The following is a 26772-nucleotide window of genomic DNA, read 5'->3' on the forward strand; positions in this document are numbered from 1 at the left end:
ATGACAGCCGCGCCGGTGCCCACTAGCCTGGGCCGATGTCATCCGGTGCCTGGACCTATGTCGAGAACGACCTGATCGTCGCGGACTATTTCGCGATGCTGGCAGAGGATTTGGCCGGGCGATCCTACAACAAGGCGGAACATAACAGGCAGTTGCGGCAACATATGCCACGCGCCCGGGCGGCCATCGAGTTCAAACACCAGAATATCAGTGCGATCCTCAAGGGTCTGGGTGAGCCGTGGATTGCCGGTTACAAACCGGCCGTGAACTATCAGGAGGCATTGGAGAGTGCCGTTTTGCGCTGGCTGAGCACCCATCCTGAAGGGTGGCTAGGCAACCCCGCAAAACTTATGGGGACCGCACTACGCGAAGCGCCTCGCCTTTATGTCGGCCCTGCACCGACGCTGTCAAATCAGCCGCCCCCGCCAGAGCTTGATCAGATGCTGCGGCTGGCCCGCAAATATGATGTCGCAGCCCGCGATGAGCGCAACCGAGCGCTGGGTCGCGCGGGAGAAGAACTTGCCCTTGCCCATGAACGGGAAACACTGCGCGCGGCCGGTCGTGACGACCTTGCACGTCGCCTGCGTTGGGTGTCACAGGAGGATGGCGATGGGGCCGGTTATGACATCGCCAGCTTTACGCCGCAGGGCAGGCCGCGGCTGATCGAGGTCAAGACGACGAACGGCTGGAATCGGACGCCCTTCCACATTTCCCGCAATGAACTTGCCGTCGCCGAAGAGCGGCGCGGGGAGTGGTGCCTGCTGCGACTGTGGAATTTCGCGCGCGCGCCCGAAGCCTTCGAGCTGCATCCTCCGCTTGATGCTCATGTCACTCTGACAGCCACAACTTTTCAGGCCAGCTTTCACTAGGTTCGGGAAGGGTGCGTCTTCTACGGAATTCTTCTTTCCCGCGCTTGACGCCGCCTGCGAAGCCCCGTAATACCCGCCCACGCCGGGGCAACCCGGAAACGAGATGGCGGTTGTAGCTCAGTTGGTTAGAGTACCGGCCTGTCACGCCGGGGGTCGCGGGTTCGAGCCCCGTCAACCGCGCCACTCGTTTCCTGAATGCCCCTCGCGTAATGCGCGGTTGTAGCTCAGTTGGTTAGAGTACCGGCCTGTCACGCCGGGGGTCGCGGGTTCGAGCCCCGTCAACCGCGCCACTTTCCCTTCCCTTCATCTTGCACAGATCGGCCCTTGGCCGCCTATCTCATGTGCGTTCTGCCCCCCGGTGCGGCCCAGTCATCGGGCCAGTCACTTTGGCGCGATACGCGTAACATGATGAAACATCATCGAAAGTCCTGATCTTTCCCGCGCCGCTGTGGCGGGTCTTCAACCCGGCTTCACGCCCGATCAGAACCGCGCAAGGGGGGCTATCGCCATGTTCCCGACGGTGCGATGTTCCCCACCGAGGCTGCGGTCCGCCGGGCGACACATCGCCGACGCGACAGACCGGGACGGCCTTGGCCAAACGGCCCGGAGCGTGGGTGCGACCCCGACCGGGATGGAGCATATGATGCGCAAGACCATTTTCTCGACGATCACCCTTGTTGCCGCCCTTGCCACCGCAGGCGTTGCGATGGCGGCCCCCACCGTCACCTTGGGCACTATCAAGGCGCTGGATGCCAAGACCCACACGGTCACGCTGGCCGATGGCTCGGTTTACCAACTGCCCAAGGGGTTCAAGGCCGAAGCCTTCAAGGCGGGCGAAAAGGTCAAGATCACATGGGAGATGAAGGGCAAGGCCCATGAGGCCAGCGCGATGACCGCCGGCTGACCCCCCCCAGGACGATGCGGCGGTCGGGAACGGGGGCCTTCGGGCTCCCGTTTTTTTAGGGTGTCAGACTTTCAGGGCGCCAGACTTTCAGGGTGCCAGACGGGTGCGGTAACGGATATGCCCGTCATAGTCCGACAGGCTGTCATACAGCCGCCGCGCCTGTGCATTCCCCTCTTCCGTCATCCACCAGACCCGCGAAAACCCCCGCGCCTTGGCAATGTTGAACAGATCGGCAATCAGCGCCCGGCCCAGCCCCTTGCCCCGCGCTTGTGGGTCAACGAACAGATCCTCCAGATACAGATCATCCGCCATCGCCCAGCTGGACGGGTGGTGGTTCCACAGCGCAAAGCCGATCACCCGGCCCCCTTCTTTGGCCAGCCGCAGGTTCATTGGCCCGTCGCCCATGATCCGCGCCCAGGTCAGCGCGGTCTGCGTCTCGGGCAACTCCACCCCGTAAAAGGCCAAATACCCGGCCCACAGCGCACGCCATGCTGCCTCGTCCTCTTGCCCTGCATCCCTGATGTTCATTTCATACTGGCCCAAATATCCCACGGAGGGTGCGGGGGGTGTGAAACCCCCCGCTCTTACGCCTGCAACCGGGCCAGAACCCGCGCCCAACTGCGGATGCCCTTGTGGAAACACTCCACATCATATTTTTCGTTGGGCGAATGGATCTGGTCATCATCCCGGCCAAAGCCGATCAGCATCGCATCCATGCCCAGCACGGTCTTGAAATAGCCCGCAATCGGGATCGACCCGCCGCAGCCGATATAGGCCGCAGGCACGCCCCATTCGTCGCTCAGCGCCTGACGGGCCGATTCGAAGGCGGGGTCGCCGATCGCCATGACGCCGGCGGGCGAATTGCCGTGGCCGTGGAATTCCACGGTGCAATCGGGCGGCAGTTGCGCCTGCACCCAGGCGCGGAAGTTTTCGCGGATGGCAAAGGGGTCTTGGTCCCCTACCAAGCGGAACGACACCTTGGCATGGGCCTCGGCGGGCAACACGGTCTTGAAGCCTTCGCCAGTATACCCACCCCAGATGCCGTTGATCTCTGCCGTCGGCCGCGACCACAGCATTTCCAGGGGCGTGCGGTCCACCTCGCCCGCAGGCACCGACAGGCCAACATCGCCTAGGAATTTTGCGGCATCAAAGGTCAGGTTCTGCCATTGCGCCCGGATCTCGTCGGGCAGTTCGGTTACTCCATCATAGAAATGGGGCACCGTCACGCGGCCATTGGCATCATGCAGCCCGGCCAGCACCTTGGACAGCACGCGGATCGGGTTGATCGCCGCCCCGCCATAGCCGCCCGAATGCAGGTCTTTGTTCGGGCCATGGATCGTCAGTTCCTCGCCCAACAGCCCGCGCAACATGGTGGTGATGGCGGGGGTCTGGTCGTCGAACAGCCCGGTATCGCAGATCAGCGCGATCTCGGCTTTCAGCTCTGCGGCGTTGTCTTTCATGAAGGGGATAAGCGAAGGCGAGCCCGATTCTTCCTCGCCCTCCAGAAAGATCGTCAGCTTGCCCGGCAGGCTGCCATGCACGGCTTTCCAAGCCCGGCAGGCCTCCACGAACGTCATCAACTGGCCTTTGTCATCCGATGCCCCCCGGCCGCGGATCAACGGGCCCTTGGGGCCATCCTGAATTTCGGGGTCAAACGGGTCACGGTCCCAAAGATTCAGAGGATCAACGGGTTGCACGTCATAGTGCCCGTAGAACAGCAGGTGTCGCCCGCCCGTTCCGCCATGCCCCACGACCATGGGGTGGCCGGGTGTCGGGCGGCTGGAGGCGTCAAACCCCAGGCCCTTCAGATCCTCAACCAGCCAGTCGGCGGCCTTGGCGCATTCGGCCTTGTAGGCCGGATCGGTGGAAATCGAGGGAATGCGCAGCAGCACCATCAGGCGGTCCAGCGCCTGCGGCAGATCCTGGTCGATGCGGGCCAGCACGGCATCAAGGCTCATCACACTCTCCATCTCGTGAACGGCGGGGCGCAGCCTAGCAGGCGGGCAGGGACTGTCCAGAGCCGCCGCCTTGCGCTAGAAGGCCGGAAAACCAGAGGTGCCCGATGTCCTTGCGCGCAATCACGATCCTGTCCCTGACCCTGCTGGCCGCCCCGGCGCTGGCCCAGACCGCAACGGTAGAAACCGCCAAACTCGGCAAATCGCAGGTCACGCTGACCGCCCATTCGTTCCTTACGCCCGAGGAATTGCAGACCCTGCGTCTGGTGATGACCAACAAACAGGCGCTGTCGGTGTTCCTGCCGGGCAAGCCCGCGAATTTCTCGGCGCTGGCCGTCTCGCCCAGCGAAGGCTTCATCCGCGGCGGCAAGCCGGTGGCCTCTGCCGCCGCAGTCGCCGATCTGCCCGATGTCGATACCGCCCGTCTGAACGCGCTTCAGTCCTGCGACAAGGCCCGCGCCAAGGCCAGCGAACCTTGCGTCGTGGTGCTGGAAGTCGGCCCGGCCAAGAAAAAATAGCCGAAAGTCGGGGCGGCAAATTGCCATCTTTCGGATAAAAGAGATTTGACGCACATCAATGTTGCCAAGGTCGTCTCGGTGCTATTGCCGGGGCGTTGCCCAGGAGACGCCAAGATGGACTATACCGCAGCACTTGATGCCGCTTTGAACCGCCTGCACGACGAAGGCCGCTATCGCACCTTCATCGACATCAAGCGCACCAAGGATCAGTTCCCCAAGGCGATCTGGACCAAGCCAGACGGAACCGAGCGCGAGATCACCGTCTGGTGCGGCAATGACTATCTGGGCATGGGCCAGCACCCCGTGGTTCTGGCCGCCATGCATGAGGCGCTGGACGCGACCGGCGCCGGTTCGGGCGGCACGCGCAACATCTCTGGCACCACGGTTTACCACAACCAGTTAGAGGCCGAGATAGCTGATCTGCATGGCAAAGAGGCCGCACTGGTGTTTTCCAGTGCCTACATTGCCAACGATGCCACGCTGTCCACGCTGCGGGTGCTGTTTCCCGGCCTGATCATCTATTCCGACGCGCTGAACCATGCCTCGATGATCGAAGGGGTGCGGCGGGGTGGCGGGTTGAAGCGGGTTTTCCGCCACAACGATGTGGCCCATCTGCGCGAATTGATCGCGGCGGATGACCCGGCTGCGCCCAAGCTGATTGCGTTTGAATCGATCTATTCGATGGATGGTGATTTTGGCCCGATCAAGGAAATCTGCGATCTGGCAGAGGAGGTCGGTGCCCTGACCTACCTTGATGAAGTGCATGCCGTGGGCATGTATGGACCGCGCGGGGCAGGGGTGGCCGAGCGTGATGGCCAGATGCACCGCGTGGACATTATAAACGCCACTTTGGGCAAGGCTTTCGGGGTGTTTGGCGGCTATATTGCTGCAAGTGCGAAGATGGTCGATGCCATCCGCAGCTATGCGCCTGGCTTCATTTTCACCACCTCGCTGCCGCCTGCGGTGGCGGCCGGTGCGGCGGCGTCGATTGCTTTTCTGAAGACGGCAGAGGGGCAAAAGCTACGGGATTCCCAACAGTTGCATGCCCGCATCCTGAAAATGCGCTTGCGCGGTTTGGGCCTGCCGATCATCGACAACGGGTCACATATTGTACCCGTGCATGTCGGCAACCCCACCCATTGCAAGATGCTGTCCGACATGCTGCTGGATCAGTTCGGCGTCTATGTCCAGCCGATCAACTTTCCCACCGTGCCGCGCGGAACCGAGCGGCTGCGCTTTACCCCATCGCCGGTTCACGATGCGCCGCAGATTGACGCAGTTGTGAAGGCGATGGATGCGCTATGGCGGCACTGTGCGCTGAATCGCGCCGAGGCTTCTGCCTAACCCTGCTTCCGCATGTGCAGAATCGCTTGTCCTGTGTTACGGAAACCGACAAAAGAAGTGCGTGAGTCGCCGTGAACGGCGGCTTCTGGGGACAAGCGGGAAGGCAGGGCGGCGTATGATCGGGCGGAGGTCAAAGACTCCGGCGCCAGAGGCGGACAAGCCGAAGGGGTTCGATGATTTCGAACTGCGTCTGGGCGACCTGATGCGGGGCGAGCGGGCCACGCTGGGCAAATCCCTGCTGGACGTCCAACGTGAATTGAAGATCAAGGCGACCTACATCGCGGCGATTGAAAACGCCGATGTCGGTGCCTTTGAAACCCCCGGTTTCATTGCGGGCTATGTACGGTCCTATTCGCGCTATCTGGGTATGGACCCGGATATGGCCTTTGCCAAGTTCTGCCGCGAGGCGAATTTTGAGGTGGCGCATGGCATGTCTGCCGCAGCGTCGCCGGTGTCCATCGCCGCCAAGCGTGCCAAGCGCGCCGATGGCGAGGGGCATGACCCCATCGCCAAACCGGCGATTTCGTTCACGCCGGTCGGCCAAAGCCTGTTTTCGCATGTCGAGCCGGGGGCCATCGGCTCTATCGCGCTGCTGGTCGCGCTGATCGGTGCCATCGGTTATGGCGGCTGGTCGGTTCTGCAAGAGGTGCAGCGCGTCCAGTTGGCACCGATTGATCAAGCCCCGTCTGTCGTGGCCGAGATCGACCCCCTTGGCAATGTTGCGGGCGATGCGCCCTTGGTGCGGTCTGCCCCGGAACAGGGCCAGCAACTGGCCGCTGCCGATGGGGCAACCGCCGATCCGCTGGATCGTCTTTATCGCCCAGAGGCGCTGGATGTGCCGCTGCTCGAGGCGCGCGACGGCCCGATCGGCACGATCAACCCGCGTCAGGGCATGCCTGATGACAACAGTCTTGCCAGCGCGGTTGACGCGGCTGTGGAGCAGGTTGTCACCGGCGACGGTGTGCAGGTTGTGGCGCAGGCCAATCCGGGTGTCGAACTGTTGGCCGTGCGCCCGTCTTGGGTGCAGGTCACGGCCAAGGACGGCACCGTTTTGTTCGAGAAAATCCTTGATGCAGGCGAACGCTATTCCGTGCCGCCGCTGCAAGAGGCAGCTGTGCTGCGTGCGGGCAACTCCGGCTCGGTCTATTTTCAGGTCAACGGTCAGACCTATGGCCCGGCGGCCAAGGGCGCCAATGTTGTCAAGAACGTCAATCTGGGGGCCGATGCGCTGCTGGCCGCCTATAAACCTGCCGATCCGACGGCAGATTCGGCGCTTGCGCAGTTCGTGGCCGATGCCGGGGCCGTTGCAGCCCCCGTTCCGGCAACCGAATAACCCTATTCGTGATGCCCAAAAGGCCCCGGTCGCATTGCGCCGGGGCCTTTTGGCTTTTATCTAGGGCGCGTGATCGCAGGAGACCGCCGATGACCCACAATCCCGTCCGCCCCTGGCGCAACATCGAGCGCCGTGTCAGCCGCCAGATTCGCGTGGGCAAGGTGCTGGTGGGGGGGCATGCACCGATCTCGGTCCAGACCATGACCAACACCATCACCTCGGACGTGGCGGCCACGCTGGACCAGATCCAGCGCGCGGCGATTGCCGGGGCCGATATTGTGCGGGTGTCCACGCCGGATGTGGATTCGACCCGCGCCTTAAAGGCGATTTGCGCCGAAAGCCCGGTGCCGATCGTGGCCGACATCCATTTCCACTACAAACGCGCGATCGAGGCGGCAGAGGCGGGGGCGGCCTGCCTGCGGATCAACCCCGGCAACATCGGCGATGCCAAGCGTGTGGCCGAGGTGGTCAGGGCGGCCAAGGACCACGGCTGCTCCATCCGCATCGGCGTCAACGCCGGTTCGCTGGAAAAGCACCTGCTGGACAAATATGGCGAGCCTTGCCCGGATGCCATGGTGGAAAGCGGCCTCGACCATATCAAGCTGTTGCAGGACAACGATTTTCACGAATACAAGATCAGCGTGAAAGCCAGCGACGTGTTCATGGCCGCCGCCGCCTATCAGCAGCTTGCCCATGTCACCGACGCGCCGATCCATCTGGGCATCACCGAGGCCGGGGGGCTGGTTTCCGGCACCGTAAAATCGGCCATCGGCCTTGGCAGCCTGTTGTGGTTCGGCATTGGCGACACGATCCGCGTCTCGCTGTCCGCCGATCCGGTGGAAGAGGTGAAGGTGGGGTTTGAAATCCTCAAATCCCTTGGCCTGCGTCACCGGGGTGTGACGATCATTTCCTGCCCAAGCTGCGCCCGTCAGGGGTTTGACGTGATCAAGACGGTGTCAGAGCTGGAAAACCGGCTGGCCCATGTGACGACCAGCCTGAGCCTGTCGATCATCGGTTGCGTGGTGAACGGGCCGGGCGAGGCCTTGATGACCGACATCGGATTCACCGGCGGCGGGGCAGGGACGGGCATGGTCTATCTGGCGGGCAAGCAGCACCACAAGCTGGGCAATGACAAGATGATCGACCACATCGTCGAATTGGTCGAGGCCAAGGCCGCCGAGATCGAGGCCGAGGCGGCGAAGGCGGCGGAATAGCCCCTCACCCTGACCCTCTCCCCCAAGGGGAGAGGGAATGCGCCCTTTGGGCCGTGTCGCAAAGGCGGCAAATGTAGCCCGCCTCTGAGGGTAGGGTGAGGGGGCGTTACCCCGCCCGTTCGTCCGCAACCAGTTGCTGCATCGCGTCCAGCGGCATATAGCCCCGGATCACTTGGTCCCCCACCACAAAGGTCGGCGTGCCAGAGATTTGCAGCTTGTCGGCCATCGCATGGTTGGCCTTGATGATGTCCGTCACCGCATCCGACTTCATCGCCTCAAAGATCGCCGCCGGGTCCAGCCCCAGATCGCCCGCCAGCTTTTCCAGATTGGCCTGATCGGGCTGTCCGCGCAGCGTGATCAGCGCGTCATGTGCCTTTTTATAGGCCTCATCCCCATGCAACTGGCGCACGGCAATGGCAAAGCGCGACGAGACCACCGACTCTTCGCCCAATATCGGGAATTCCTTGACAACAAATCTGATGTTGCCATCGGCCTTCACCAGTTCCTCAACTTCATTGAACGCCTTGCGGCAGTAACCGCAGCGGTAATCCATGAACTCGACCACGGTGATGTCGCCGTTCGGGTTGCCGCCGACCCAGCTGTTGGCGTCTTGCAGCAGTGCGGCCTGATTGTCGGCCACGATCTGCTTGTCGGCATCGGCCTGCTGCGCCTGCTGCTGGGCTTGCAGGGCATCCATCGCCTCGACCAGCACCTCGGGATGGGCCACCAGATAGGCGCGCACCTCTTTCTGAAATGCGGCGCGCTCAGCTTCGGTCATGTTCTCAATCCCGCCGGCCAGCGCGGTGGTCGCCATCAGGGCCCCGGTCAGTGTAAATGAAAGGGCGGCAAGGGTGCGGCGCATGAGGAAACCTTCTGTCTGGCGCGGGGTTGACGTTCCGTCCGCGCAGGGGAACATGGGCGCGAACTTTAAGGGCGGCAGGATGCGAAGATCAAGGCGGGGCGATGTTGATGCCTTCATCGTGATGGATATGGTCGAGGAGGCCCGGCAGTTGGAAGCCGCAGGCCGCCACATCATCCATATGGAGGTGGGCCAGCCCGGTACCGGCGCGCCCCTTGGTGCGCGCAAGGCATTGGCCGCAGCGCTGGATCAGCCACTGGGCTATACCGTGTCACTGGGCCTGCCAGAGCTGCGGGCTGGCATCTCCCAGCTTTACCGCCGCTGGTATGGGGTGGAGCTGAACCCCGACCGTGTGGTGGTGACGGCGGGGTCTTCTGCCGCCTTCATCCTTGCGTTTTCGGCACTGTTCGACGCGGGCGACAGGGTGGCCTTGGGGGAACCGGGCTATCCCAGCTATCGTCAGATCCTGCGCGCAATGAGCCTTGAGCCTGTGGGGATTGCTGCTGCGCTGGAAAACCGCCTGCAACCCGTGCCCGCCGATCTTGAAGGCGTCGAGATGCAGGGACTGATCGTCGCCTCTCCGGGAAACCCGTCGGGCACGATGCTGGACCATGGGCATCTGAAAGCGCTGATTGACCATTGCGCCGCGCGTGGCATCTCTTTCGTGTCGGACGAAATTTATCACGGGCTGCATTACGGCGACCGCGCGGTTTCGGCGCTGGAGATCACCGATGATGCCTATGTGATCAATTCCTTCTCCAAATACTTCAGCATGACTGGCTGGCGTATCGGCTGGATGGTTGTGCCGGAAACGCATATCCGCACTGTCGAGCGCTTGGCGCAGAACCTGTTCATCTGTCCGCCCCATGCGTCGCAAGTTGCGGCCCTTGCAGCACTTGACTGCATTGATGAACTGGAGGCGAACCGCGCCACCTATGCCGAAAACCGCCGCCTGATGTTGGAGGGGCTGCCTAAGGCGGGGTTCACCAAGATCGCGCCGCCGGATGGGGCCTTTTACATCTACGCCGATGTGTCGGACCTGACCGGGGACAGTCTGGCGCTGTCGCGCGAAATCCTGCACGGGGCAGGGGTGGCGGTGACGCCGGGGCTGGATTTCGATCCGGTGCGCGGTGCGCGGACCTTGCGCTTTTCCTATGCCCGCGCCACGGCGGATATTGCCGAGGGGCTGGCACGGTTGCAGACCTTCATGGCACAGCGCGGGCGGTAAGGGCGCATGCCTCCGGCGGGGATATTTGGGAACAGATGATGGTGCGGGCGTTCTTTGGCGGTTTGGTGGCGCTGTGGCTGATGCTGCTGCCCTGCGGGGCGCAGGATCTGTCGGCGCTGGCGCGGTTCGAGGCGAAAACCTCGACTATCCAAGGGGGCGGGGACGGGCTGGTGCTGGATCTGAGCCTGTCACAGCCGGTGCCGTGGCGGGTGCGGGTGAAGGACAACCCGTCGCGTCTGGTGCTGGACATGCGCGAAGTGGATTGGTCGGGGATCGACACCCTGCCTTTGCCCAAGGGGGCCAGCTTGCGTGCCGGGGTGTTTCGTCCGGGCTGGTCGCGGCTGGTGCTGGAACTGCCGGGGCCGATGCTGGTAACCTCTGCCGGGATGGAGACGGTCAGCGGCACGCATCTGCGGTTGCGCCTGTCGCCCGCGTCTGCCGCCGACTTTGCCGCGACGGCGGCACAACCGGAACCGCCGGAATGGGCGCTGCCCCGCGCCGCAGACCTGCCGCCACCGGCCAAGGGCGGCTCTGGCCCGCTGGTCGTGGTGCTGGACCCCGGTCACGGCGGCATCGACCCCGGTGCCGAGCGCGATGGCGCGCTGGAAAAGGATCTGGTGCTGACCTTTGCGCGCGAGTTGAAGGAGCTGTTGCTGCGCGATGGCCGCTTTAGCGTGGTGATGACGCGCGAGGATGACAGCTTTGTTCCCTTGGAGACGCGAATTTCTGTCGCGCGCCGGGCGGGAGCGGGGGTGTTCATCGCCCTTCACGCCGATGCCATTGCCGAGGGCGAGGCGGTGGGCGCCACCGTCTATACCCTGTCAGATGACGCGACGGATGAAGCTTCGGCCACTCTGGCAGAGCGGCACGACCGTGATGACCTGTTGGCCGGGGTGGACCTGTCGGATCAGGATGACGTGGTGGCGCAGGTGCTGATGGACATGGCGCGCACCGAAACCACGCCGCGCACCGGGCGGCTTGCGGGCCAACTGGTCACCGCCATGCAAAAGGCTGACATCAAAATGCACCGCCATCCGCGGCAGGAGGCGGGGTTTTCCGTGCTGAAATCGCCCGATATCCCTTCGGTCTTGCTGGAACTGGGGTTCCTGTCTTCGGCCCGCGACCTCAAGCGTCTGACCGACCCGGAATGGCGCGCCCGCATGGCCGGGGCGGTGCGCGACGGGCTGGTGGCCTGGGCCGCGGAAGATGCCGCCATTCAGGCCAAGGCGCCCTGACCGCCACAAATCTGACCCGCCAAAAACCCGCCGCATCGCAAGCCCGTGCTTTGACCTTGCGCTGCGTGGCGTATAAGAGGGCGACGCGCGCAGCCAAAGGGGCGACAGGGTGGTTCGGTTCGTAGGGTCTTTCTTCGGGGCCATCTTCACAATGATCACGCTGGGCCTGTTGTTCGGGGCGCTGGCGGTGGGCGGCATTTTCTATATGTATTCCGCCGACCTGCCCAGCCACGAAAGTCTGGCCCGCTACACTCCGCCGACGATCAGCCGCATCTACAACGCCGATGGCCGCATCATCGACGAATTCGCGCAGGAACGCCGCCTGTTCACCCCGATCGAGGATATTCCCGATCTGGTGAAGGATGCCTTTGTTTCAGCCGAGGACAAGCATTTCTACACCCACAAGGGCTATGACGTTGGCGGCATGGCGGCCGCGTTCCGCGATGCGCTGCTTAGCCGGGGCAAGAATGTGCGCGGCGCCTCGACCATCACGCAGCAGGTGATGAAGAACTTCCTGCTGGATGGCAGCCGCAGCGTCGAACGCAAGATCAAGGAAATCATCCTTGCCAGCCGGCTGGAGGAAACCTTGTCCAAGGACAAGATCCTTGAGCTTTACCTGAACGAGATTTTCCTTGGCCAGAACAGCTATGGCGTCGCCGCCGCCGCCCAGACCTATTTCAACAAGACGCTGGATCAACTGACCCCGGCAGAGGCGGCAACGCTGGCATCACTGCCCAAGGCACCGTCGGAATTTCACCCCGTGCGCAACAAGGACCGTTTGATCGAGCGGCGGAATTACGTTCTCGATCAGATGGCGCAGAACGGCTATCTGCCCGCCGACGTTGCCAAAGCGGCAGAGGGCGAAGACCTGAAAACCGTGCAGGGCGGCGACATTCCCGCCTATCGCACCGCCTTGCCGCCGCGCGATTATTTCACCGATGAAATCCGCCGCCAGTTGTCGGGCAGCTTTGGCGAGCAGGAATTCTTTGGTGGCGGCCTGTCGATCCGGGCCACCATGGACCCGAAGCTGCAAGAGATTGCGGCCCGCGCCATGCGCCGGGGGTTGGAAAAGTTTGACCGGGGGCAGGGCGTCTGGCGCGGCACGGGCAAGGTGCTGCCTGCCGACAAGCTGGCCGACTGGCGCCCTGCCTTGGCCGAAGTGGTGGACCTGCCGCGCGACGTCGAGGGCTGGAAAGCCGCCGTCGTGCTGAATCTGGGCGAAGATACCGCGACTGTGGGAATTGAGGGCGAGGCGGAAACCGCAACCATCCCCGCCAATGACGTGACATGGGCGCGCAAGAAGCTGGCCGATGGCAGCCTGGGCAAAAAGGCCAAAGTTCCCGCCGATCTGGTCGATGTCGGCGATGTCGTCATGGTCCGCCCCGTGACCGATGACAAGACGGGCGAATTTGTCCGCTGGTCGCTGCGTCAGGTGCCAGAGGTGCAAGGCGGCTTCATGGCGATGGACGTGAACACGGGCCGCGTTCTGGCGATTCAGGGCGGGTTCTCTTATCAGGCGTCGGTCTTTAACCGCGCCACGCAGGCGCAGCGCCAGCCGGGGTCTTCGTTCAAGCCCTTCGTCTATGCGGCGGCACTGGATTCGGGCTTCACCCCTGCCACGATCATCGTCGACGCCCCGATCGAGATTGAAACCCCCCAAGGGCTGTGGACGCCCAAGAACGCGTCGAACAAGTTCTATGGCCCGACGCCGATGCGCACCGGTATCGAGCAAAGCCGCAACCTGATGACGATCCGTATCGCGCAGGAAATCGGCATGGATACCGTGGCGGGCTATGCCGAGCGGTTCGGGGTTTATGACCGGCTGCAGCCCCTGCTGGCCAACAGCCTTGGCGCGCAGGAAACCACGCTGTTCAAGATGGTTGCCGCCTATGCCATGTTCGCCAATGGCGGCGAGCGGGTGGAACCCACGCTGGTCGACCGCGTGCAGGACCGCTATGGCCACACCGTCTATCGCCATGACAAGCGCACCTGCGAGGATTGTGGCGCCGATACCCTGCCTGCGGGCAAGGAAGTGACCATCGACACCAACCGCGAACGGGTGATGGATGCGATCACCGCCTATCAGCTGACCTCGATGATGCAGGGCGTCATCCTGCGCGGCTCGGGCTCTGGCGTGCATCTGCCGGTGCCGGTGGCGGGCAAGACCGGCACCACGAACGACGCCAAGGACGTGTGGTTCATCGGCTATACCTCGAACGTGGTGGCGGGCTGCTACATGGGCTATGACCAGCCGCGCAGCCTTGGGCCGGGGGCCTTTGGCGGCACGCTGTGCGTTCCGATCTTTCAGGAATTCATGAAAGAGGCGATCAAGACCTATGGTGGCACCGATTTCAAGGTTCCGCCCGGTGGCTATTTCCAGAAGATCGACCGGTTCAGCGGCGCCAAGCTGCCCGCCGATGCCAGCGGCCCGAACGTGATTGCCGAATACTTCCGCGAGGGCGAAGAGGTGCTGTATGGCCTTGATGCGCTGGTCGATGGCGGCTTTACCATGGGCGCGAACCTGCCGCTGTTCTCTACGGGCGAGTCGGATCAGGGCGATACGCTGACCACCTCGGACGGAACGGTCAAATCGGTGCCGAAAAAGGCCGACTTCGGCACGCTCAGTTCCGGCGGGCTGTATTAGCGGGGCTGTTACCTGCCGCGCGCCGCTTGCCGTCAGGGCTGGCGCGCGCTATCACCCCGCCGATCAGACGAGGATGCCCCGATGCGCGCCGAAACCCAGAACAATGTCGCCGAGATCGAGAAGACCCTGCGTCTTCTTGCCCAGCGGATGGATTGGGAAACCGCCCCCCACCGGCTGGAAGAGTTTGACGCCCTGATCGAGGCGCCCGACCTGTGGAATGACCCCGCTAAGGCGCAAAAGCTGATGAAGGAACGTCAGGGCCTGATCGACGCCGTGGGCACCTACAAGCGCCTGTCGCAGGTGCTAAAGGACAATGTGGAACTGATCGAACTGGGCGAGATGGAGGGCGACGAGGAAATCGTCACCGAAGCCGAAAACGCCCTGCGCGCCCTGGTCGAGGAATCCGCCCAGAAACGGCTGGAAGCCCTGCTGGACGGTGAGGCCGATGCCAACGACACCTTCCTTGAAATCAACGCAGGCGCAGGTGGCACCGAAAGCCAGGACTGGGCCGAAATGCTGGCCCGCATGTTCACCCGCTGGGCCGAACGCAAGGGCTATACGGTGGAAATGCTGTCCGAAACGCCGGGCGAAGAGGCGGGCATCAAATCGGTAGCCTACAAGATCACCGGCCACAATGCTTATGGCTGGCTGAAATCGGAATCAGGCGTTCACCGTCTGGTGCGCATTTCGCCCTTCGGCTCGGGCGACAAGCGGCAGACCTCTTTCGCCAGCGTGTGGGTTTACCCGGTGGTCGATGACAACATCGAGATCGAGGTTCTGGACAAGGACATCCGCATCGACACCTTCCGGTCGTCGGGCGCGGGTGGCCAGCACGTCAACAAGACCGACTCGGCAGTGCGGATCACCCACTTCCCGACCAATATCGTGGTGACCTCTTCGCTGAAATCGCAGCACCAGAACCGCGAGATTGCGATGAACGCCCTGAAGGCGCGGCTTTATCAGATGGAACTGGACAAGCGGAACGCCGCCGTGAACGAGGCGCATGAAAGCAAGGGCGATGCGGGCTGGGGCAACCAGATCCGCAGCTATGTCTTGCAGCCCTATCAGATGGTCAAAGACCTGCGCACCAACCACGAAACCAGCGACACCCAAGGCGTGCTGGACGGCGATCTGGATGCCTTCATGGCGGCCACGCTGGCGATGGACGTGGCGGGCAAATCGCGCGCCGACGCCAACGCCGAGTAGCCCTTAGCGCCGCGCCCCGCGCAGCATCGCCAGCGAATAGATCGCCAGCGCCGCCCAGATCATCGGGAAGGCGATGGCGCGGGCGCGGCCGAACTCTTCGCCAAAGACGAAAACGGCCGTCAGGAAAATCAGCGTCGGCGACAGGTATTGCATCATCGCAATCGTCGAAAGCCGCAGCAGCTTGGCCCCGTTGGCATAAAGCATCAACGGCACGGCCGTGACCACGCCACAGCCCAGCAACAGCAGCGTGGTATGGCTGTCCCCCATCAGGAAATGCGCCTCTCCGCGCGATGCCAGCCAGCCCGCATAGGCCAGCGCAAAGGGCGACAGGATCATCACCTCCAGCGTGAAACCCTGATTTGGCCCCAGCGGAAGCTGCTTTTTCAGAAACGCATAGGCGGCCCATGTTGCTGTCAGCCCCAGCGCCACGACGGGCAGCTTGCCCCCTTCATAGGTCAGCACCGCCACCGCCAGGGCGGCCAGCGCAATTGCCGCCCATTGCGCGGGCGACAGCCGTTCCCGCAGCACGACCGCGCCGATCAGCACGCTGACCAAGGGGTTGATGTAATAGCCCAGTGCCGCCTCGAGCGCATGGCCCGACTGGATCGACCACACATAGATTGACCAGTTGACCGAGATCAGCGCCGCCGTCAGCGCCGCCATCCCCAACAGGCGGGGATTGCGCAAGGCGCCCCAAACCTCGCCCGCGCGGCCCCGAAAGGCCAGCACCGCCAGCGCGACCGGCACCGACCAGATGACGCGATGGGCCAACACTTCCAGCGTCGGCACCGCCGCCAGCGCCTTCATGTAAAGGGGCAGAAACCCCCACAGCAGATAGGCACCAAAGGCATAAAGAAAGCCGGGCAGGGTGTCGCGGTTCTGGTCGGTCGGGGATGTCGGGCTGCTCATACCGGCGGTCTAGCCGCTTTTTTGGGCAGGTGCCAATTCATTCGCGACACATGCGGCATTGCAAGGGCTGATGGATCAGCGGCGGCGCGCCAGATAGGCGTGGGTAAAGGCCGCATATCCTTGGGCCGTAGTCGCCAGATGATCGCGCATCACGCCATGCAGCGCAGGCAGTTGGTGAAATGGCACCTGCGGATAGCTGTGGTGTTCGGCATGATAGGGCATGTTCCACGCCAGAAACCTCATGATCCGGGTGGTGAATGTGGTGCGGCTGTTTTCCAGCATGTTGGCCACCTTTGGCGCATCGCCATGTTCGGCCAGCAGATACAGCCGCAAAAATGGCTGGCCGATCAGCACCGGCAGCAGCCACAGCCACAGCGCCGCATCCGACAGCGCCAGACTGCCCGCGACCAACGCATAGAACACCAGCATCGCCTGCGCCTCGCGCTGCATCCGGGGCAGGGCGCCCTCTGGCAGATAGCGTGCCCGTTCGCGCCCCAGTGCCAGCCGGACAACCAACCTTATCGCCGCGATCCAATAGGGCAGACCCGACACATGCCACACCCACGCACCAAAGGTTGCGGGCTTGTCGCCGTCCAGCTCCGGGTCTTGCCCCGGCAGGTTGGTCCAGCGGTGATGCGCAAGATGGAAATAGCGGAACCACTCGAATGGCAAGATCAACACCAGCCCGCAGGCTCGCCCCATCCAGTCCGACAGCCGGTCGCTAGCAAAGGGGGTGCGGTGCGTGCATTCATGTTCCAGCGTGAACAGAAAAACCAGCAGAACCCCATGAAGAGGCAAAGCCAGCCACCACAGGGGCGTAGCAAGGATCAGCGCAGAGGTTGCGGCCATCGCCGCCAGATATCCGGCAAGGTGTTGCAGCCCCGCCCGGTCCGACCGTTTGGTCAACGCGGCGCGGGTTTCGGGCGGGATCGATGCGATCAGTGTCTTGTGGTCCATGCCAATCAGCCTAGCGCCGTTGTCGGGGACTGACCGCCAAAATCCGTCATCCCGGTGGCAAAAGCCCGCGCACCAGCAACAGCCCCAGCGCCGCAATCGTTGCGGCATCTGTAATCTCTCCGGCAGCGATCATCCGCTGCACCTCGGGCCAGGGAAAAGCGTCGGCGATCAGGTCGCTTTCGGTCACCTCCAGCTCGGTCTGGCCCTGCGTCAGATCGGTGGCAAGGAACACGTCAAAGCCCTGCGCCGAAAAGCCCGGCGCCTGAAACAGATGGCCGATGTGGCGCAAGGTGCCCGCGATCAGCCCGGTTTCCTCGCGCAATTCGGCGCGGGCCTGCTGTTCCGGTGTGCCGTGGCTGACACCCATCGGCAGTTCCCACATCCGTTGGCCCACCGGATAGCGGAACTGGCTGACCAGATGGATACGCCCCCGATCATCCAGTGGAACGATGGCAACGAAATCAGGCTTTTCCACCACACCGTAAATGCCAGAGGTACCGCCCGGAAAGCGCACCTGATCTTCGTAAACCGACATCCAGTCGTTATGATAAACCGGTCGACGGGACAGGCGGGTGATGCGGTCGTCGGTCATCGGGATGTTCCAAAGGTGGGCACAGGGGTGAATCTGCATTCTTATTCGCCCAACTTGGTCTTTTGTGGGCAGCCTTGGCTCTGGCATGGCCAGCGCATGGTCGCCAAGCAGTCAAGATGTACTGTGTTGATTTTTGTGGCGGAGAGGGTGGGATTCGAACCCACGGTAGGCGCAAACCTACTCCGGTTTTCGAGACCGGCGCGATCGACCACTCCGCCACCTCTCCGCGCTTTGGGGGTCGTCTGGGGCGGGGATGTAGCGGGGCCGTGCGGGGCTTGCAACCCCGGAAATGCAGCAATCGCAACTTTACGAGAGGGGGACCGCCGGTGGCTTGGCAAGGGCGGGCCAAGGGCCTAGCTGTCGGGGAAGGTGTCAAAGAGGACCAGATATGGCATTTCGTCCGGTGTGTGTGGTTATCGCGCTTGCGGCAGGGGGTGTCTTTGGCACTGCGCCGGTGCTGGCCCAGCAGCAGGCCCAGCCTGCGGCGGCGCTGTATGATGTGTTGCAGATCGATGACATGATTGCCGTCCTGCGCGACGAAGGCATCGCCGATGCCGCCGAACTCGCGGCGGATTTTGGCCCGGCGGGTGGTAGCCCCGGCTGGGACGCTTCGGTCGCGCGGATTTATGATCCGGCGCAGATGCAGGCGCTGGTAAAGGCGGGCCTGGACAGGGCGATGGCGGGCAAGCCGGATGTGACCGCGCGGGCGATCGACTTCTTTGGCTCTGCTCCGGGCAAGCGCGCCCTGCAACTGGAGACAGATGCCCGCCGGGCACTGATGGACAAGGACACCGAGGCGGCGGCGACCCTGCGCTGGCAGGATATGGTGGCCAGGGGCGACCCGAGGGTTGCGCTGATCCGCCGCTTTGCCGAGGTCAACGACCTGATCGAGTCCAACGTCGCGGGGGCGATGAATTCCAGTCTGGCGTTCTATCAGGGGTTGGCCGGAACCGGCGGGCCGTTTGCCGACATGACCGAGGCAGACATTCTTGACCTTGCGCGCGGCAAGGAAGGGGAAACCCGCGCCAGCACCGAAGAATGGCTGTTTCCGTTCCTGGCGCTGGCCTATCAGCCGCTTACTGATGCAGAATTGCGCGCCTATACCGATTACTCTGCCACGCCTGCCGGGCAGCAGTTGAACGCGGCGATGTTTGCCGCGTTCAACGGGTTGTTCAACAGCGTCAGCCACGATCTGGGCCGCGCCGTCGGGCTGGAGATGGCGGGACAGGATATCTGAGGCCTTAGCGCCCCAGTGTGGCGGTGATCGTGGCACTGTCCAGCGCCGAGGCGCGCGCCATGAACCCGACCATCGCACCGCTGGCATTGGCATCAAGTGGCAGAGGTGCGGGCAGGGCATAGACCGTGATCTGATAGGGATGCGGCGCTGCACCTTCGGGCGGGCAGGCACCGCCAAAGCCGGGGGTGCCAAAATCGGTGCGGCTTTCAATGGTGCCCGCCGGCATGACCGTGCCACTGGCGCCTTCGGGCAGCAGGGTCGTGTCGCCCGGCAGGTTGAAGGCAACCCAGTGCCACCATCCCGATCCGGTCGGCGCATCGGGATCATACATCATCACGGCAAAGGCCCCGGTGCCAGCGGGCGCATTGGACCATGCCAGATCGGGCGACTGGTTGCCCCCCGTGCAGCCAAATCCGTTCAGAATCTGTGCCTCGGTCAACGTCCCGCCATCGGGCATCGCCTTTGATGTCAGGGTCATATCGGCCTGTGCGGTGCTGGCGCACAGGGCAAGGGCAAGCGGGAAGGCAAAGCGGATCATCCTGGGGTCTCCTGTTGGTCGGATGACCGGACCCTAGGCCGATCCGCCCTCACCTGCGGCCCCGGTCCGCGCGATTTTCGCCCCGATCCGATCAATCGCTACCTCCGGGGTGCGGATCTCATGCGGAGAAAGGCCAAAGCGGGCGCGGAACCGGGTGGCGAATTGTTGGGGCGAAGCATAGCCCGCCTCTGCCGCAACCCGTGCAATCGGGAAAGGCGTGGTCTGCAACAGCCCCAATGCATGGGTCAGCCGCACGTCCCGCAGAATGGCGCCGAAACTTTCCCCCTCTGCGGCAAGTTTGCGGCGCAGGGTGGCTTCGCTGGCACCCAACAGGCGGGCCACATTGGCTGCCACCCAATCAGCCGCCGGATCGGCTGCGATCAGCCCGCGCAGCCGGTCTGCCAGTCGGGGCAGCCCTTCGGCTGCAAGGACGCCACCGGACAATGCCAGCCACAGGGCCATCTCTTCCAGCTTTAGTACCAGCACATCCGCGGGCAGGGCGGCGAAAGGCGAGGGGGCGAAGAAGGCCGCAAACAGCGCCTCGCCCTCTGCTGGCAGCACCACAGGTTGCGGCGCCCGTGCGGTGGGGCGTTGAACGGCGGGCAACCGGGCAAGCGCGCGCTCGGCCGCGGCGCGAGGCAGGGGCAGGACCATGGCTTCATACTGTCCGCCTGCATCGGGAATGTTGCAGATCGTCATCGGCAGCGCATCGGGCAGCAGCACAAATTGTCCTTCGGTTATCGTCAGGGCGAGCTGTGTCGCGATAACCTCCTTGCTTCCCCGCCGCACCTGGATCAGAGAGGGCATCGTCGGCACGATCCCGTGCATGCGGGCGCGCCGGGCCTGACGCAAAACCACGCCGGGCAAAGGGTTGGTCAGGGCACTGTCGTCACGCATGGGCACCTCGGTGTCGCGCCCAGACTAACGGCCCGGCGCGCTGGCGCAAAGGCTTGACACCCCGCACGCAATCCTTCAAAAGCGCGCAACCCGGCCAGACCTCTGAGTCTGTCCGGGTATTCTTATTTACATCGTCCCGAACGGGGCGCGCTGTTCGAAGGCGGGGCCGATGGTCCCCGAAACGCCGGAAACGGGGCCAAAGGACGCGGTTCACAAGGAAGGAAGACCCATGTTTGCGGTCCTGAAGACCGGCGGAAAGCAATACAAGGTGCAGGCGGGTGACGTGCTGCGCGTTGAAAAGCTGGACGCTGTTGCTGGTGACAAGATCCAGTTCAACGAAATTCTGATGGTCGGCACGACCATTGGCCTGCCCACCGTGGCGGGCGCTGCCGTGCAGGCAGAGGTGATCGACCAGATCAAGGGCGAAAAGACGATTCACTTCGTCAAGCGTCGCCGCAAGCACTCGTCGCAGCGCACCAAGGGCCACCGTCAGCACCTGACGCTGATTCGTGTGACCGAAGTTCTGGCTTCGGGCGCCGACAAGACCGATGTCAAGGCTGCCACCGGCACCGCCGATGCGCGCCGCGCGGCCCACGAAACCGCGAAGTAAGGAGACCTTACCATGGCACATAAAAAAGCAGGCGGCTCCTCGCGCAACGGTCGTGATTCGGCTGGCCGTCGTCTTGGCGTGAAACTGTATGGCGGTCAGGCTGCGGCCCCCGGCAACATCATCTGCCGCCAGCGCGGCACCACCTGGTTCCCGGGTGAAGGCGTTGGCATGGGCACTGACCATACCATCTTCGCCACCGTCGAGGGCAAGGTTACCTTCAAGAAGGGGCTGAAAGGCCGCACCTTCATTTCGGTCCTCCCCGTTGCAGAGGCAGCCGAGTAAGCCGGAAACCCGTTTCTGAAGAAACATCGGGGGATCGGCCGAAAGGCCGGTCCCCCTTCTCGTTTTCGCCCCGATTCCCGTCACGTTTCCGCCAAGGGTTCTTGGCAGGATGCCGGGCAGGACCATCTTGAGGAGAGGAGCCTCGGGACCGGAACAGACCGGGGTTGGGACGAGATTGGGAGAGAGGACGCCGGGTTCGCCCGGCCATGCGCTTCGACAGGAGGGAAGCCGTGACACTTGATATGATTGCCGCCGCAAGGCCCGCTGAAATCGCCGCTGGCAGATTTCTGCTGCGCCCTGTGCGCAAATCTGATGCCGGGCTGTGCGCGATGTATGCCGGTGATCGCCGGGTGGCAGAGGCGACGCGCTCTATCCCGCATCCGCTGCCGCCGGGCGCGATGGAGGCGTTCATCACCCGCGCCATGGCAGGCACGGGCGAGAAGATCTGGGTAATGGACGGCACTGCGACCGGCTTGGGCGAGGTGCTGGGCATCATCAGCCTGAAGCCGATGGAGCAGGGCCAGAAAACCCGTGGCCAATCGGAAATCGGCTATTGGGTGGCGCCTGCGCTGTGGAACACCGGCATCGCGTCTGAGGCGGTGCGGGCACTGGTTGGGGCGAACCCCTTGGGCGACCGCACAATCTTTGCTGAGGTGTTTCAGGACAATCCCGGTTCGGCGCGCGTGCTGACCAATGCGGGGTTTGAATATCTGGGCGATGCCGAAACCTTTTCGGTTGCACGGAATTCCCGTGTTGCAACGTGGACTTATGTGCGAAAGCTGAAGTGACCTGATGATCCGTGCCGCCACCCCCGATGACGCCGAAGGTATCGCCGCGATCTATAATGATGCGGTGGCGAACACGACCGCGATCTGGAACGAGATCACGGTCGATGCCGCCAACCGGGTTGACTGGATGGCGGCGCGGATGGCGGGCGGCTTTCCGGTGCTGGTGGCCGAGGCCGATGGGCAGGTGGCGGGCTATGCCAGCTATGGCCCGTGGCGGGCGTTCGACGGCTATCGCCTGACGGTGGAACATTCGGTCTATGTCGCCGCCGGGTTCCGGGGCAGGGGCCTTGCCCGCGCGCTGATGCAGGCGCTGATCGCCCGCGCCCGCGCGGCGGACCTGCATGTGATGGTGGCGGCGATCGAGGCGGAAAACCGCCCTTCGATCACGCTGCATGAAAGCCTGGGCTTTGCCAATACCCATACCATGCGGCATGTCGGCCAGAAATTCGGCCGCTGGCTGGACCTGACCTTTATGGAATTGCATCTGGACGACCGACCTACACCCATGTGACCCGCCGCCTCGCTTGAGGTGGGCGGGCTTTGTGTGTATCGCAGTCCCTTATCCTTAAGCCGAAAGCCGCAGCCATGAAGTTCCTTGACCTTGCCAAAGTCTATATCCGCTCGGGTGGCGGTGGTGCGGGTTGCGTTTCGTTCCGGCGCGAGAAGTTCATCGAATTCGGTGGCCCCGATGGCGGCGACGGGGGCCATGGCGGTTCTGTCTGGGCCGAGGCGGTCGAGGGGCTGAACACCCTGATCGACTATCGTTACCAGCAGCATTTCTTTGCCAAATCCGGCCAACCGGGCATGGGCAACCAGAAAACCGGCAAATCGGGCGATGACATCGTGCTGAAGGTGCCCTTGGGCACCGAGATTCTGGATGAGGATGAGGAAACCGTTCTGGCCGACCTGACCGTGCCCGGACAGCGCGTGCGCCTTGCCTTGGGTGGCAATGGCGGCTGGGGCAACCTGCAATTCAAATCCTCGACCAACCGCGCGCCTAACCGCGCCAATCCGGGACAAGAGGGGGTAGAGCGCACGATCTGGCTGCGGCTGAAGCTGATTGCGGACGCCGGTTTGCTGGGCCTGCCCAATGCGGGGAAATCCACCTTCCTTGCCGCCGTGTCGAACGCCCGGCCCAAGATTGCCGATTACCCGTTCACGACGCTGGTGCCTAACCTTGGTGTCGTGGGGATTGATGGCAAGGAATTCGTGATGGCCGATATTCCCGGCCTGATCGAAGGCGCAAGCGAGGGGCGGGGCCTTGGCATCCAGTTCCTGGCCCATGTGGAACGCTGCAAGGTGCTGCTGCATCTGGTCGATGGCACATCTTCCACCATCACCAAGGATTACCGAACCATCGTGAGCGAGCTGGAGGCTTATTCCGAGGTTCTGGGCGACAAGCCCCGCATCCTTGCGCTGAACAAGGTCGATGCGATGGACACCAAGCAGATCAGCGACCGCCGCCGCGCTTTGGAAAAGGCTTCGGGCGGGCCGGTGCATGTCATTTCCGGCGTGGCTGGCAAGGGGTTGCAGGACGTTCTTCGCGCGCTGATCGCCGAGATCGAAAAGGGCAATGCCAAGCCCGAGGAGATTGCACCGTGGCGGCCCTGATCGCACCCGAGGTGCGGGCGGCCAAGCGGTTGGTGGTCAAGATCGGCTCGGCACTGCTGGTGGACCGGGCCACCGGGTTGCGGCAGGGCTGGCTGTCGGCCCTGGCGATGGACGTCGCCGAAGCGAAGGTGCGCGGCACCGATGTGGTGCTGGTGTCGTCAGGCTCGATTGCCTTGGGCCGCAAGGTTCTGGGCCTGCCGGACGGCGCGCTGACGCTGGAACAATCGCAAGCTGCCGCCGCTGTCGGGCAAATTCGCCTTGCACGCGCGTACGAAGAGGTGCTGGCTCCCCATGGCATCACCACGGCTCAAGTTCTGGTGACGCTGGAAGATACCGAGGACCGCCGCCGCTATCTGAACAGCCGCGCGACGATGGAAACGCTGCTGGGTCTGGGCGTTGTGCCCATCGTGAATGAGAATGACACGGTGGCGACGGATGAGATCCGCTTTGGCGACAACGACCGGCTGGCGGCGCAGATTGCGGTGACGGTGGGGGCGGATCAGTTGATCCTGCTGTCGGATGTCGATGGGTTCTATTCGGCCAACCCGAAAGAAGACCCGACCGCGCAACGCTTTGATCTGGTAGAAAAGATCACGCCAGAGATCGAGGCGATGGCGGGCGATCCGATTTCCGGCCTGTCCAAAGGTGGAATGAAGACCAAACTGCTGGCGGCGAAAACCGCCGTGGCGGGCGGTTGCGCGATGGCGATCATGGAGGGGTCAACCCTGCGGCCGCTGAAGGCGCTGGCCGAAGGCGCGCAGCGGACGTGGTTCGTGGCTCACGGCGACCCGCAGGCTGCGCGCAAACGCTGGATCAATGCGATGAAGCCACGCGGCCAGTTGCGGCTGGATGCAGGCGCAGTCAAGGCACTGACCGCCGGAAAAAGCCTGTTACCTGCTGGGGTTACCGAGGTGACGGGCAGCTTTGGCCGGGGCGATCCGGTGGCCATTCTGGACCCGGTGGGCGTGGTCTTGGGCAAGGGGTTGGTCCGCTATACCGCCGCCGAGGCCAAGGCGATTGCCGGGCATCGGTCGGGCGATATCGAGGGGATACTGGGTTATCAGGGCCGTGCGGCGCTGGTGCATCGGGACGACATGGTGGTCTGAGCGCCCAAAAATCTTGGAAGATTTTTGCAAATTCCTTCCAAGGAATTTGTGCGAAACGGGAAGGTTGATCATGGACGGACAAGTCAGCGACCTGATGGCCGAGATTGGCGCCAAGGCGAAGGCAGCCGCGACGGAACTGGCCTGCGCCTCGTCAGAGCGCAAGGCGGCGGCGCTGCTTTCGGCGGCGGCGGCGGTCTGGGCGCGGCGCGAAGAGATACTCGACGCCAATTGCCTTGACCTCGACTATGGCACCGACAAGGGCCTGTCGCCCGCGATGATGGACCGGCTGAAGCTGGACGAAAACCGCATTCGCGGCATCGTGGACAGCTTGCGCTCGGTCGCCGAACAGAAAGACCCGGTAGGCCGGGTTCTGGCCGAATGGGACCGCCCGAATGGCCTGCATATCCAACGGGTTGCGACGCCCATTGGCGTGATTGGCGTGATCTATGAAAGCCGCCCGAATGTAACGGCAGATGCCGGGGCGCTGGCGCTGAAATCCGGGAATGCGGTGATCCTGCGCGGGGGGAGTGAGAGCTTTCATAGCTCGGAAGTGATCCACGATTGCATGGTGCAGGGTCTGCGCGAGGCGCATCTGCCCGAGGCTGCGATTCAGCTGATTCCGACCCGTGACCGTGCCATGGTCGAGGCGATGCTGCGCGCGGTGGATCATATCGACGTGATCGTGCCGCGCGGTGGCAAGGGGTTGGTGGGCCTTGTGCAACGCGAGGCGCGGGTGCCGGTGTTCGCCCATCTGGAGGGCATCTGCCACGTCTATGCCGACAAGGACGCCGATCTGGAAAAGGCGCGCCGCGTTGTCTTGAACGCCAAGACCCGCCGGACCGGCGTTTGCGGGTCGGCAGAATGCCTGCTGATCGACTGGCAGTTCTATACCAAACACGGCGCGGTGCTGATCGAGGATCTGATCGCTGCGGGCGTCGAGGTACGGACCGAGGGCGAGTTGTTGAAGGTGCCGGGCACGGTGCGCGCCACGCCCGAGGATTTCGGGCATGAGTTTCTGGATATGATCATCGCGGCCAAGCTGGTGGATGGGGTGGATCAGGCGATTGCCCATATCCGCAAATATGGCTCGAACCATACCGAAAGCATCCTGACCGAGAATGACGAGGTGGCGGCGCTGTTCTTTCAGCGGCTGGATTCGGCGATTCTGATGCGCAACGCCTCGACCCAGTTTGCCGACGGCGGAGAGTTCGGCATGGGAGCCGAGATCGGCATTGCCACCGGCAAGCTTCATGCACGCGGGCCGGTGGGCGCCGAACAATTGTGCAGCTTCAAGTATCTGGTCACGGGGGACGGGACGATCCGGCCCTAGGCGAAAGAGGGCAGGATATCGTCTACCAAAGCTGCGGTTTCGCCGGGCGCGGGCAGTCTGCCGATCATCAACAGATAGATCGGCAGCGCCATGGCAAGCTGTTTGGCCCGTTCAGCGCCCAGTCGGGGCGAAACCTCGCCCCGCGCGCGGGCCGCAGTCAGGATCTGGTCCAGCAACTGCCAACGGTCGCGCCGTTCCTCCAGCAGGGCAGCCCCCAGTTCGGCATTGTCCGCCGCCTCGACGTACAACACTCGCACCAGCGGCCCCATCGGCATAGACCCGTCATCACCGCGCCAGCGCGCTAGCAGATCGTCAAGATAGGCCGTCAGATCGCCGCGCAGGGTGCCGGTATCTGGCAACTCCATCTCTTGTTTGGAGCGTGACACCAGCGCCAGCAGCAGATGCGCCTTGGAGGGCCACCAGCGATACAGCGTTGCCTTGCCGGCGCGCGCGCGTTTGCACACCGCCTCCATCGTCAGGGCGGCATAGCCCTGTTCGCGGATCAGCTCTGCCGCCGCTTGCAAGACCGCTGCTTCGGTTTCCGGATTGCGCCGCGCCCCGATCGAGGCGCGCGCGTTTTCTGCGTCAGACACGATTTCCCCCTTG

Annotated in this window: 27 protein-coding genes and 3 tRNA genes; 20 read left to right on the forward strand and 10 right to left on the reverse strand. The window is 63.5% G+C overall.

Annotation, left to right across the window (positions count from 1 at the left end; all coding sequences use genetic code 11):
- Positions 1-35 precede the first annotated feature (35 nt).
- From JI744_RS03245 to JI744_RS03260, 4 genes are all read left to right on the forward strand, one after another.
- A complete protein-coding gene (locus tag JI744_RS03245; protein WP_202658271.1) occupies positions 36-869 on the forward strand; it encodes a DUF3883 domain-containing protein in 834 nt (277 codons plus the stop codon).
- Between the two features lie 106 nt (positions 870-975).
- Positions 976-1052: transfer RNA gene (locus JI744_RS03250), tRNA-Asp, on the forward strand.
- A 30-nt stretch (positions 1053-1082) separates the two neighbouring features.
- Positions 1083-1159 (forward strand) — tRNA-Asp (locus JI744_RS03255).
- Positions 1160-1512: 353 nt separating this feature from the next.
- On the forward strand, positions 1513-1773 hold the full coding sequence (locus tag JI744_RS03260) for a DUF1344 domain-containing protein (protein WP_202658272.1): 261 nt from the start codon (positions 1513-1515) through the stop codon (positions 1771-1773).
- An 87-nt stretch (positions 1774-1860) separates the two neighbouring features.
- On the opposite strand, the gene JI744_RS03265 is transcribed toward JI744_RS03260, so the two are convergent.
- Both JI744_RS03265 and JI744_RS03270 read right to left on the reverse strand, forming a co-directional pair.
- Positions 1861-2301: a GNAT family N-acetyltransferase gene (locus JI744_RS03265; protein ID WP_202658273.1), complete on the reverse strand. Its 441-nt coding sequence runs from the start codon at positions 2299-2301 to the stop codon at positions 1861-1863.
- 56 nt (positions 2302-2357) lie between these two features.
- On the reverse strand, positions 2358-3731 hold the full coding sequence (locus tag JI744_RS03270; protein WP_202658274.1) for a M20/M25/M40 family metallo-hydrolase: 1374 nt from the start codon (positions 3729-3731) through the stop codon (positions 2358-2360).
- 104 nt (positions 3732-3835) lie between these two features.
- Between JI744_RS03270 and JI744_RS03275 the strand changes: the two genes are divergently transcribed.
- The 4 genes from JI744_RS03275 (at position 3836) to ispG (ending at position 8137) form a co-directional block, all read left to right on the forward strand.
- A complete protein-coding gene (locus tag JI744_RS03275) occupies positions 3836-4246 on the forward strand; it encodes a hypothetical protein (protein ID WP_202658275.1) in 411 nt (136 codons plus the stop codon).
- 114 nt (positions 4247-4360) lie between these two features.
- Positions 4361-5590: a 5-aminolevulinate synthase gene (gene hemA, locus JI744_RS03280; RefSeq protein ID WP_202658276.1), complete on the forward strand. Its 1230-nt coding sequence runs from the start codon at positions 4361-4363 to the stop codon at positions 5588-5590.
- Between the two features lie 115 nt (positions 5591-5705).
- Positions 5706-6923: a helix-turn-helix domain-containing protein gene (locus JI744_RS03285; RefSeq protein ID WP_202658762.1), complete on the forward strand. Its 1218-nt coding sequence runs from the start codon at positions 5706-5708 to the stop codon at positions 6921-6923.
- A gap of 89 nt (positions 6924-7012) precedes the next feature.
- Entirely contained in the window at positions 7013-8137 is a 1125-nt protein-coding gene (gene ispG, locus JI744_RS03290) for a flavodoxin-dependent (E)-4-hydroxy-3-methylbut-2-enyl-diphosphate synthase (protein WP_202658277.1), read from the forward strand.
- Positions 8138-8243: 106 nt separating this feature from the next.
- On the opposite strand, the gene JI744_RS03295 is transcribed toward ispG, so the two are convergent.
- The gene (locus JI744_RS03295; RefSeq protein ID WP_236019238.1) at positions 8244-8951 is read right to left on the reverse strand and encodes a DsbA family protein; all 708 of its coding nucleotides are present in this window, start codon (positions 8949-8951) and stop codon (positions 8244-8246) included.
- Positions 8952-9078: 127 nt separating this feature from the next.
- Here JI744_RS03295 and JI744_RS03300 point away from each other — a divergent pair, with 127 nt between their 5' ends.
- From JI744_RS03300 to prfB, 4 genes are all read left to right on the forward strand, one after another.
- Positions 9079-10224 (forward strand): pyridoxal phosphate-dependent aminotransferase, encoded by a 1146-nt coding sequence (locus JI744_RS03300; protein ID WP_202658763.1) that lies wholly within the window; start codon positions 9079-9081, stop codon positions 10222-10224.
- Between the two features lie 35 nt (positions 10225-10259).
- The gene (locus tag JI744_RS03305) at positions 10260-11459 is read left to right on the forward strand and encodes an N-acetylmuramoyl-L-alanine amidase (protein WP_202658279.1); all 1200 of its coding nucleotides are present in this window, start codon (positions 10260-10262) and stop codon (positions 11457-11459) included.
- Positions 11460-11568: 109 nt separating this feature from the next.
- On the forward strand, positions 11569-14103 hold the full coding sequence (locus JI744_RS03310) for a penicillin-binding protein 1A (RefSeq protein ID WP_202658280.1): 2535 nt from the start codon (positions 11569-11571) through the stop codon (positions 14101-14103).
- Between the two features lie 81 nt (positions 14104-14184).
- Complete coding sequence (prfB, locus tag JI744_RS03315) at positions 14185-15309, forward strand: peptide chain release factor 2 (protein WP_202658281.1); 1125 nt, start codon at positions 14185-14187, stop codon at positions 15307-15309.
- 3 nt (positions 15310-15312) lie between these two features.
- Here prfB and rarD read toward each other — a convergent pair whose 3' ends face one another.
- The 4 genes from rarD to JI744_RS03335 form a co-directional block, all read right to left on the reverse strand.
- Complete coding sequence (rarD, locus tag JI744_RS03320; RefSeq protein ID WP_202658282.1) at positions 15313-16218, reverse strand: EamA family transporter RarD; 906 nt, start codon at positions 16216-16218, stop codon at positions 15313-15315.
- A 75-nt stretch (positions 16219-16293) separates the two neighbouring features.
- On the reverse strand, positions 16294-17175 hold the full coding sequence (locus tag JI744_RS03325; RefSeq protein WP_202658283.1) for a fatty acid desaturase: 882 nt from the start codon (positions 17173-17175) through the stop codon (positions 16294-16296).
- A 46-nt stretch (positions 17176-17221) separates the two neighbouring features.
- Positions 17222-17767 carry an NUDIX domain-containing protein gene (locus JI744_RS03330; protein ID WP_202658284.1) on the reverse strand — a complete coding sequence of 182 codons (546 nt, stop codon included), beginning with the start codon at positions 17765-17767 and terminating at the stop codon, positions 17222-17224.
- A 136-nt stretch (positions 17768-17903) separates the two neighbouring features.
- Positions 17904-17993: transfer RNA gene (locus tag JI744_RS03335), tRNA-Ser, on the reverse strand.
- Between the two features lie 162 nt (positions 17994-18155).
- On the opposite strand from JI744_RS03335, the gene JI744_RS03340 reads away from it, so the two are divergent.
- On the forward strand, positions 18156-19004 hold the full coding sequence (locus JI744_RS03340) for a hypothetical protein (RefSeq protein WP_202658285.1): 849 nt from the start codon (positions 18156-18158) through the stop codon (positions 19002-19004).
- A 4-nt stretch (positions 19005-19008) separates the two neighbouring features.
- On the opposite strand, the gene JI744_RS03345 is transcribed toward JI744_RS03340, so the two are convergent.
- The gene (locus JI744_RS03345) at positions 19009-19542 is read right to left on the reverse strand and encodes a YbhB/YbcL family Raf kinase inhibitor-like protein (protein WP_202658286.1); all 534 of its coding nucleotides are present in this window, start codon (positions 19540-19542) and stop codon (positions 19009-19011) included.
- A gap of 33 nt (positions 19543-19575) precedes the next feature.
- Positions 19576-20439 carry a helix-turn-helix transcriptional regulator gene (locus JI744_RS03350; protein ID WP_202658287.1) on the reverse strand — a complete coding sequence of 288 codons (864 nt, stop codon included), beginning with the start codon at positions 20437-20439 and terminating at the stop codon, positions 19576-19578.
- Between the two features lie 229 nt (positions 20440-20668).
- On the opposite strand from JI744_RS03350, the gene rplU reads away from it, so the two are divergent.
- The 7 genes from rplU to JI744_RS03385 all read left to right on the forward strand — a co-directional run bounded on the left by rplU (position 20669) and on the right by JI744_RS03385 (position 26166).
- Complete coding sequence (gene rplU / locus JI744_RS03355; protein WP_202658288.1) at positions 20669-21049, forward strand: 50S ribosomal protein L21; 381 nt, start codon at positions 20669-20671, stop codon at positions 21047-21049.
- Positions 21050-21061: 12 nt separating this feature from the next.
- Entirely contained in the window at positions 21062-21331 is a 270-nt protein-coding gene (gene rpmA / locus JI744_RS03360) for a 50S ribosomal protein L27 (RefSeq protein ID WP_202658289.1), read from the forward strand.
- Between the two features lie 230 nt (positions 21332-21561).
- On the forward strand, positions 21562-22119 hold the full coding sequence (locus JI744_RS03365; RefSeq protein WP_202658290.1) for a GNAT family N-acetyltransferase: 558 nt from the start codon (positions 21562-21564) through the stop codon (positions 22117-22119).
- 4 nt (positions 22120-22123) lie between these two features.
- Positions 22124-22630: a GNAT family N-acetyltransferase gene (locus JI744_RS03370; protein ID WP_202658291.1), complete on the forward strand. Its 507-nt coding sequence runs from the start codon at positions 22124-22126 to the stop codon at positions 22628-22630.
- A 74-nt stretch (positions 22631-22704) separates the two neighbouring features.
- The gene (gene obgE / locus JI744_RS03375) at positions 22705-23730 is read left to right on the forward strand and encodes a GTPase ObgE (RefSeq protein ID WP_202658292.1); all 1026 of its coding nucleotides are present in this window, start codon (positions 22705-22707) and stop codon (positions 23728-23730) included.
- A gap of 11 nt (positions 23731-23741) precedes the next feature.
- Positions 23742-24836, forward strand: coding sequence for a glutamate 5-kinase (gene proB, locus JI744_RS03380; protein WP_328756930.1), 1095 nt, complete (start codon positions 23742-23744; stop codon positions 24834-24836).
- A 70-nt stretch (positions 24837-24906) separates the two neighbouring features.
- Positions 24907-26166: a glutamate-5-semialdehyde dehydrogenase gene (locus JI744_RS03385; protein WP_202658294.1), complete on the forward strand. Its 1260-nt coding sequence runs from the start codon at positions 24907-24909 to the stop codon at positions 26164-26166.
- Here the strand turns inward: JI744_RS03385 and JI744_RS03390 are convergent.
- Positions 26163-26759: a TetR/AcrR family transcriptional regulator gene (locus JI744_RS03390; protein ID WP_328756796.1), complete on the reverse strand. Its 597-nt coding sequence runs from the start codon at positions 26757-26759 to the stop codon at positions 26163-26165. The two genes, JI744_RS03385 and JI744_RS03390, sit on opposite strands and share 4 nt — an antisense overlap.
- Positions 26760-26772 lie beyond the last annotated feature (13 nt).

The sequence above is a fragment of the Fuscibacter oryzae genome (genome assembly GCF_016765795.1).
Classification (GTDB): Bacteria; Pseudomonadota; Alphaproteobacteria; order Rhodobacterales; family Rhodobacteraceae; genus Fuscibacter; species Fuscibacter oryzae.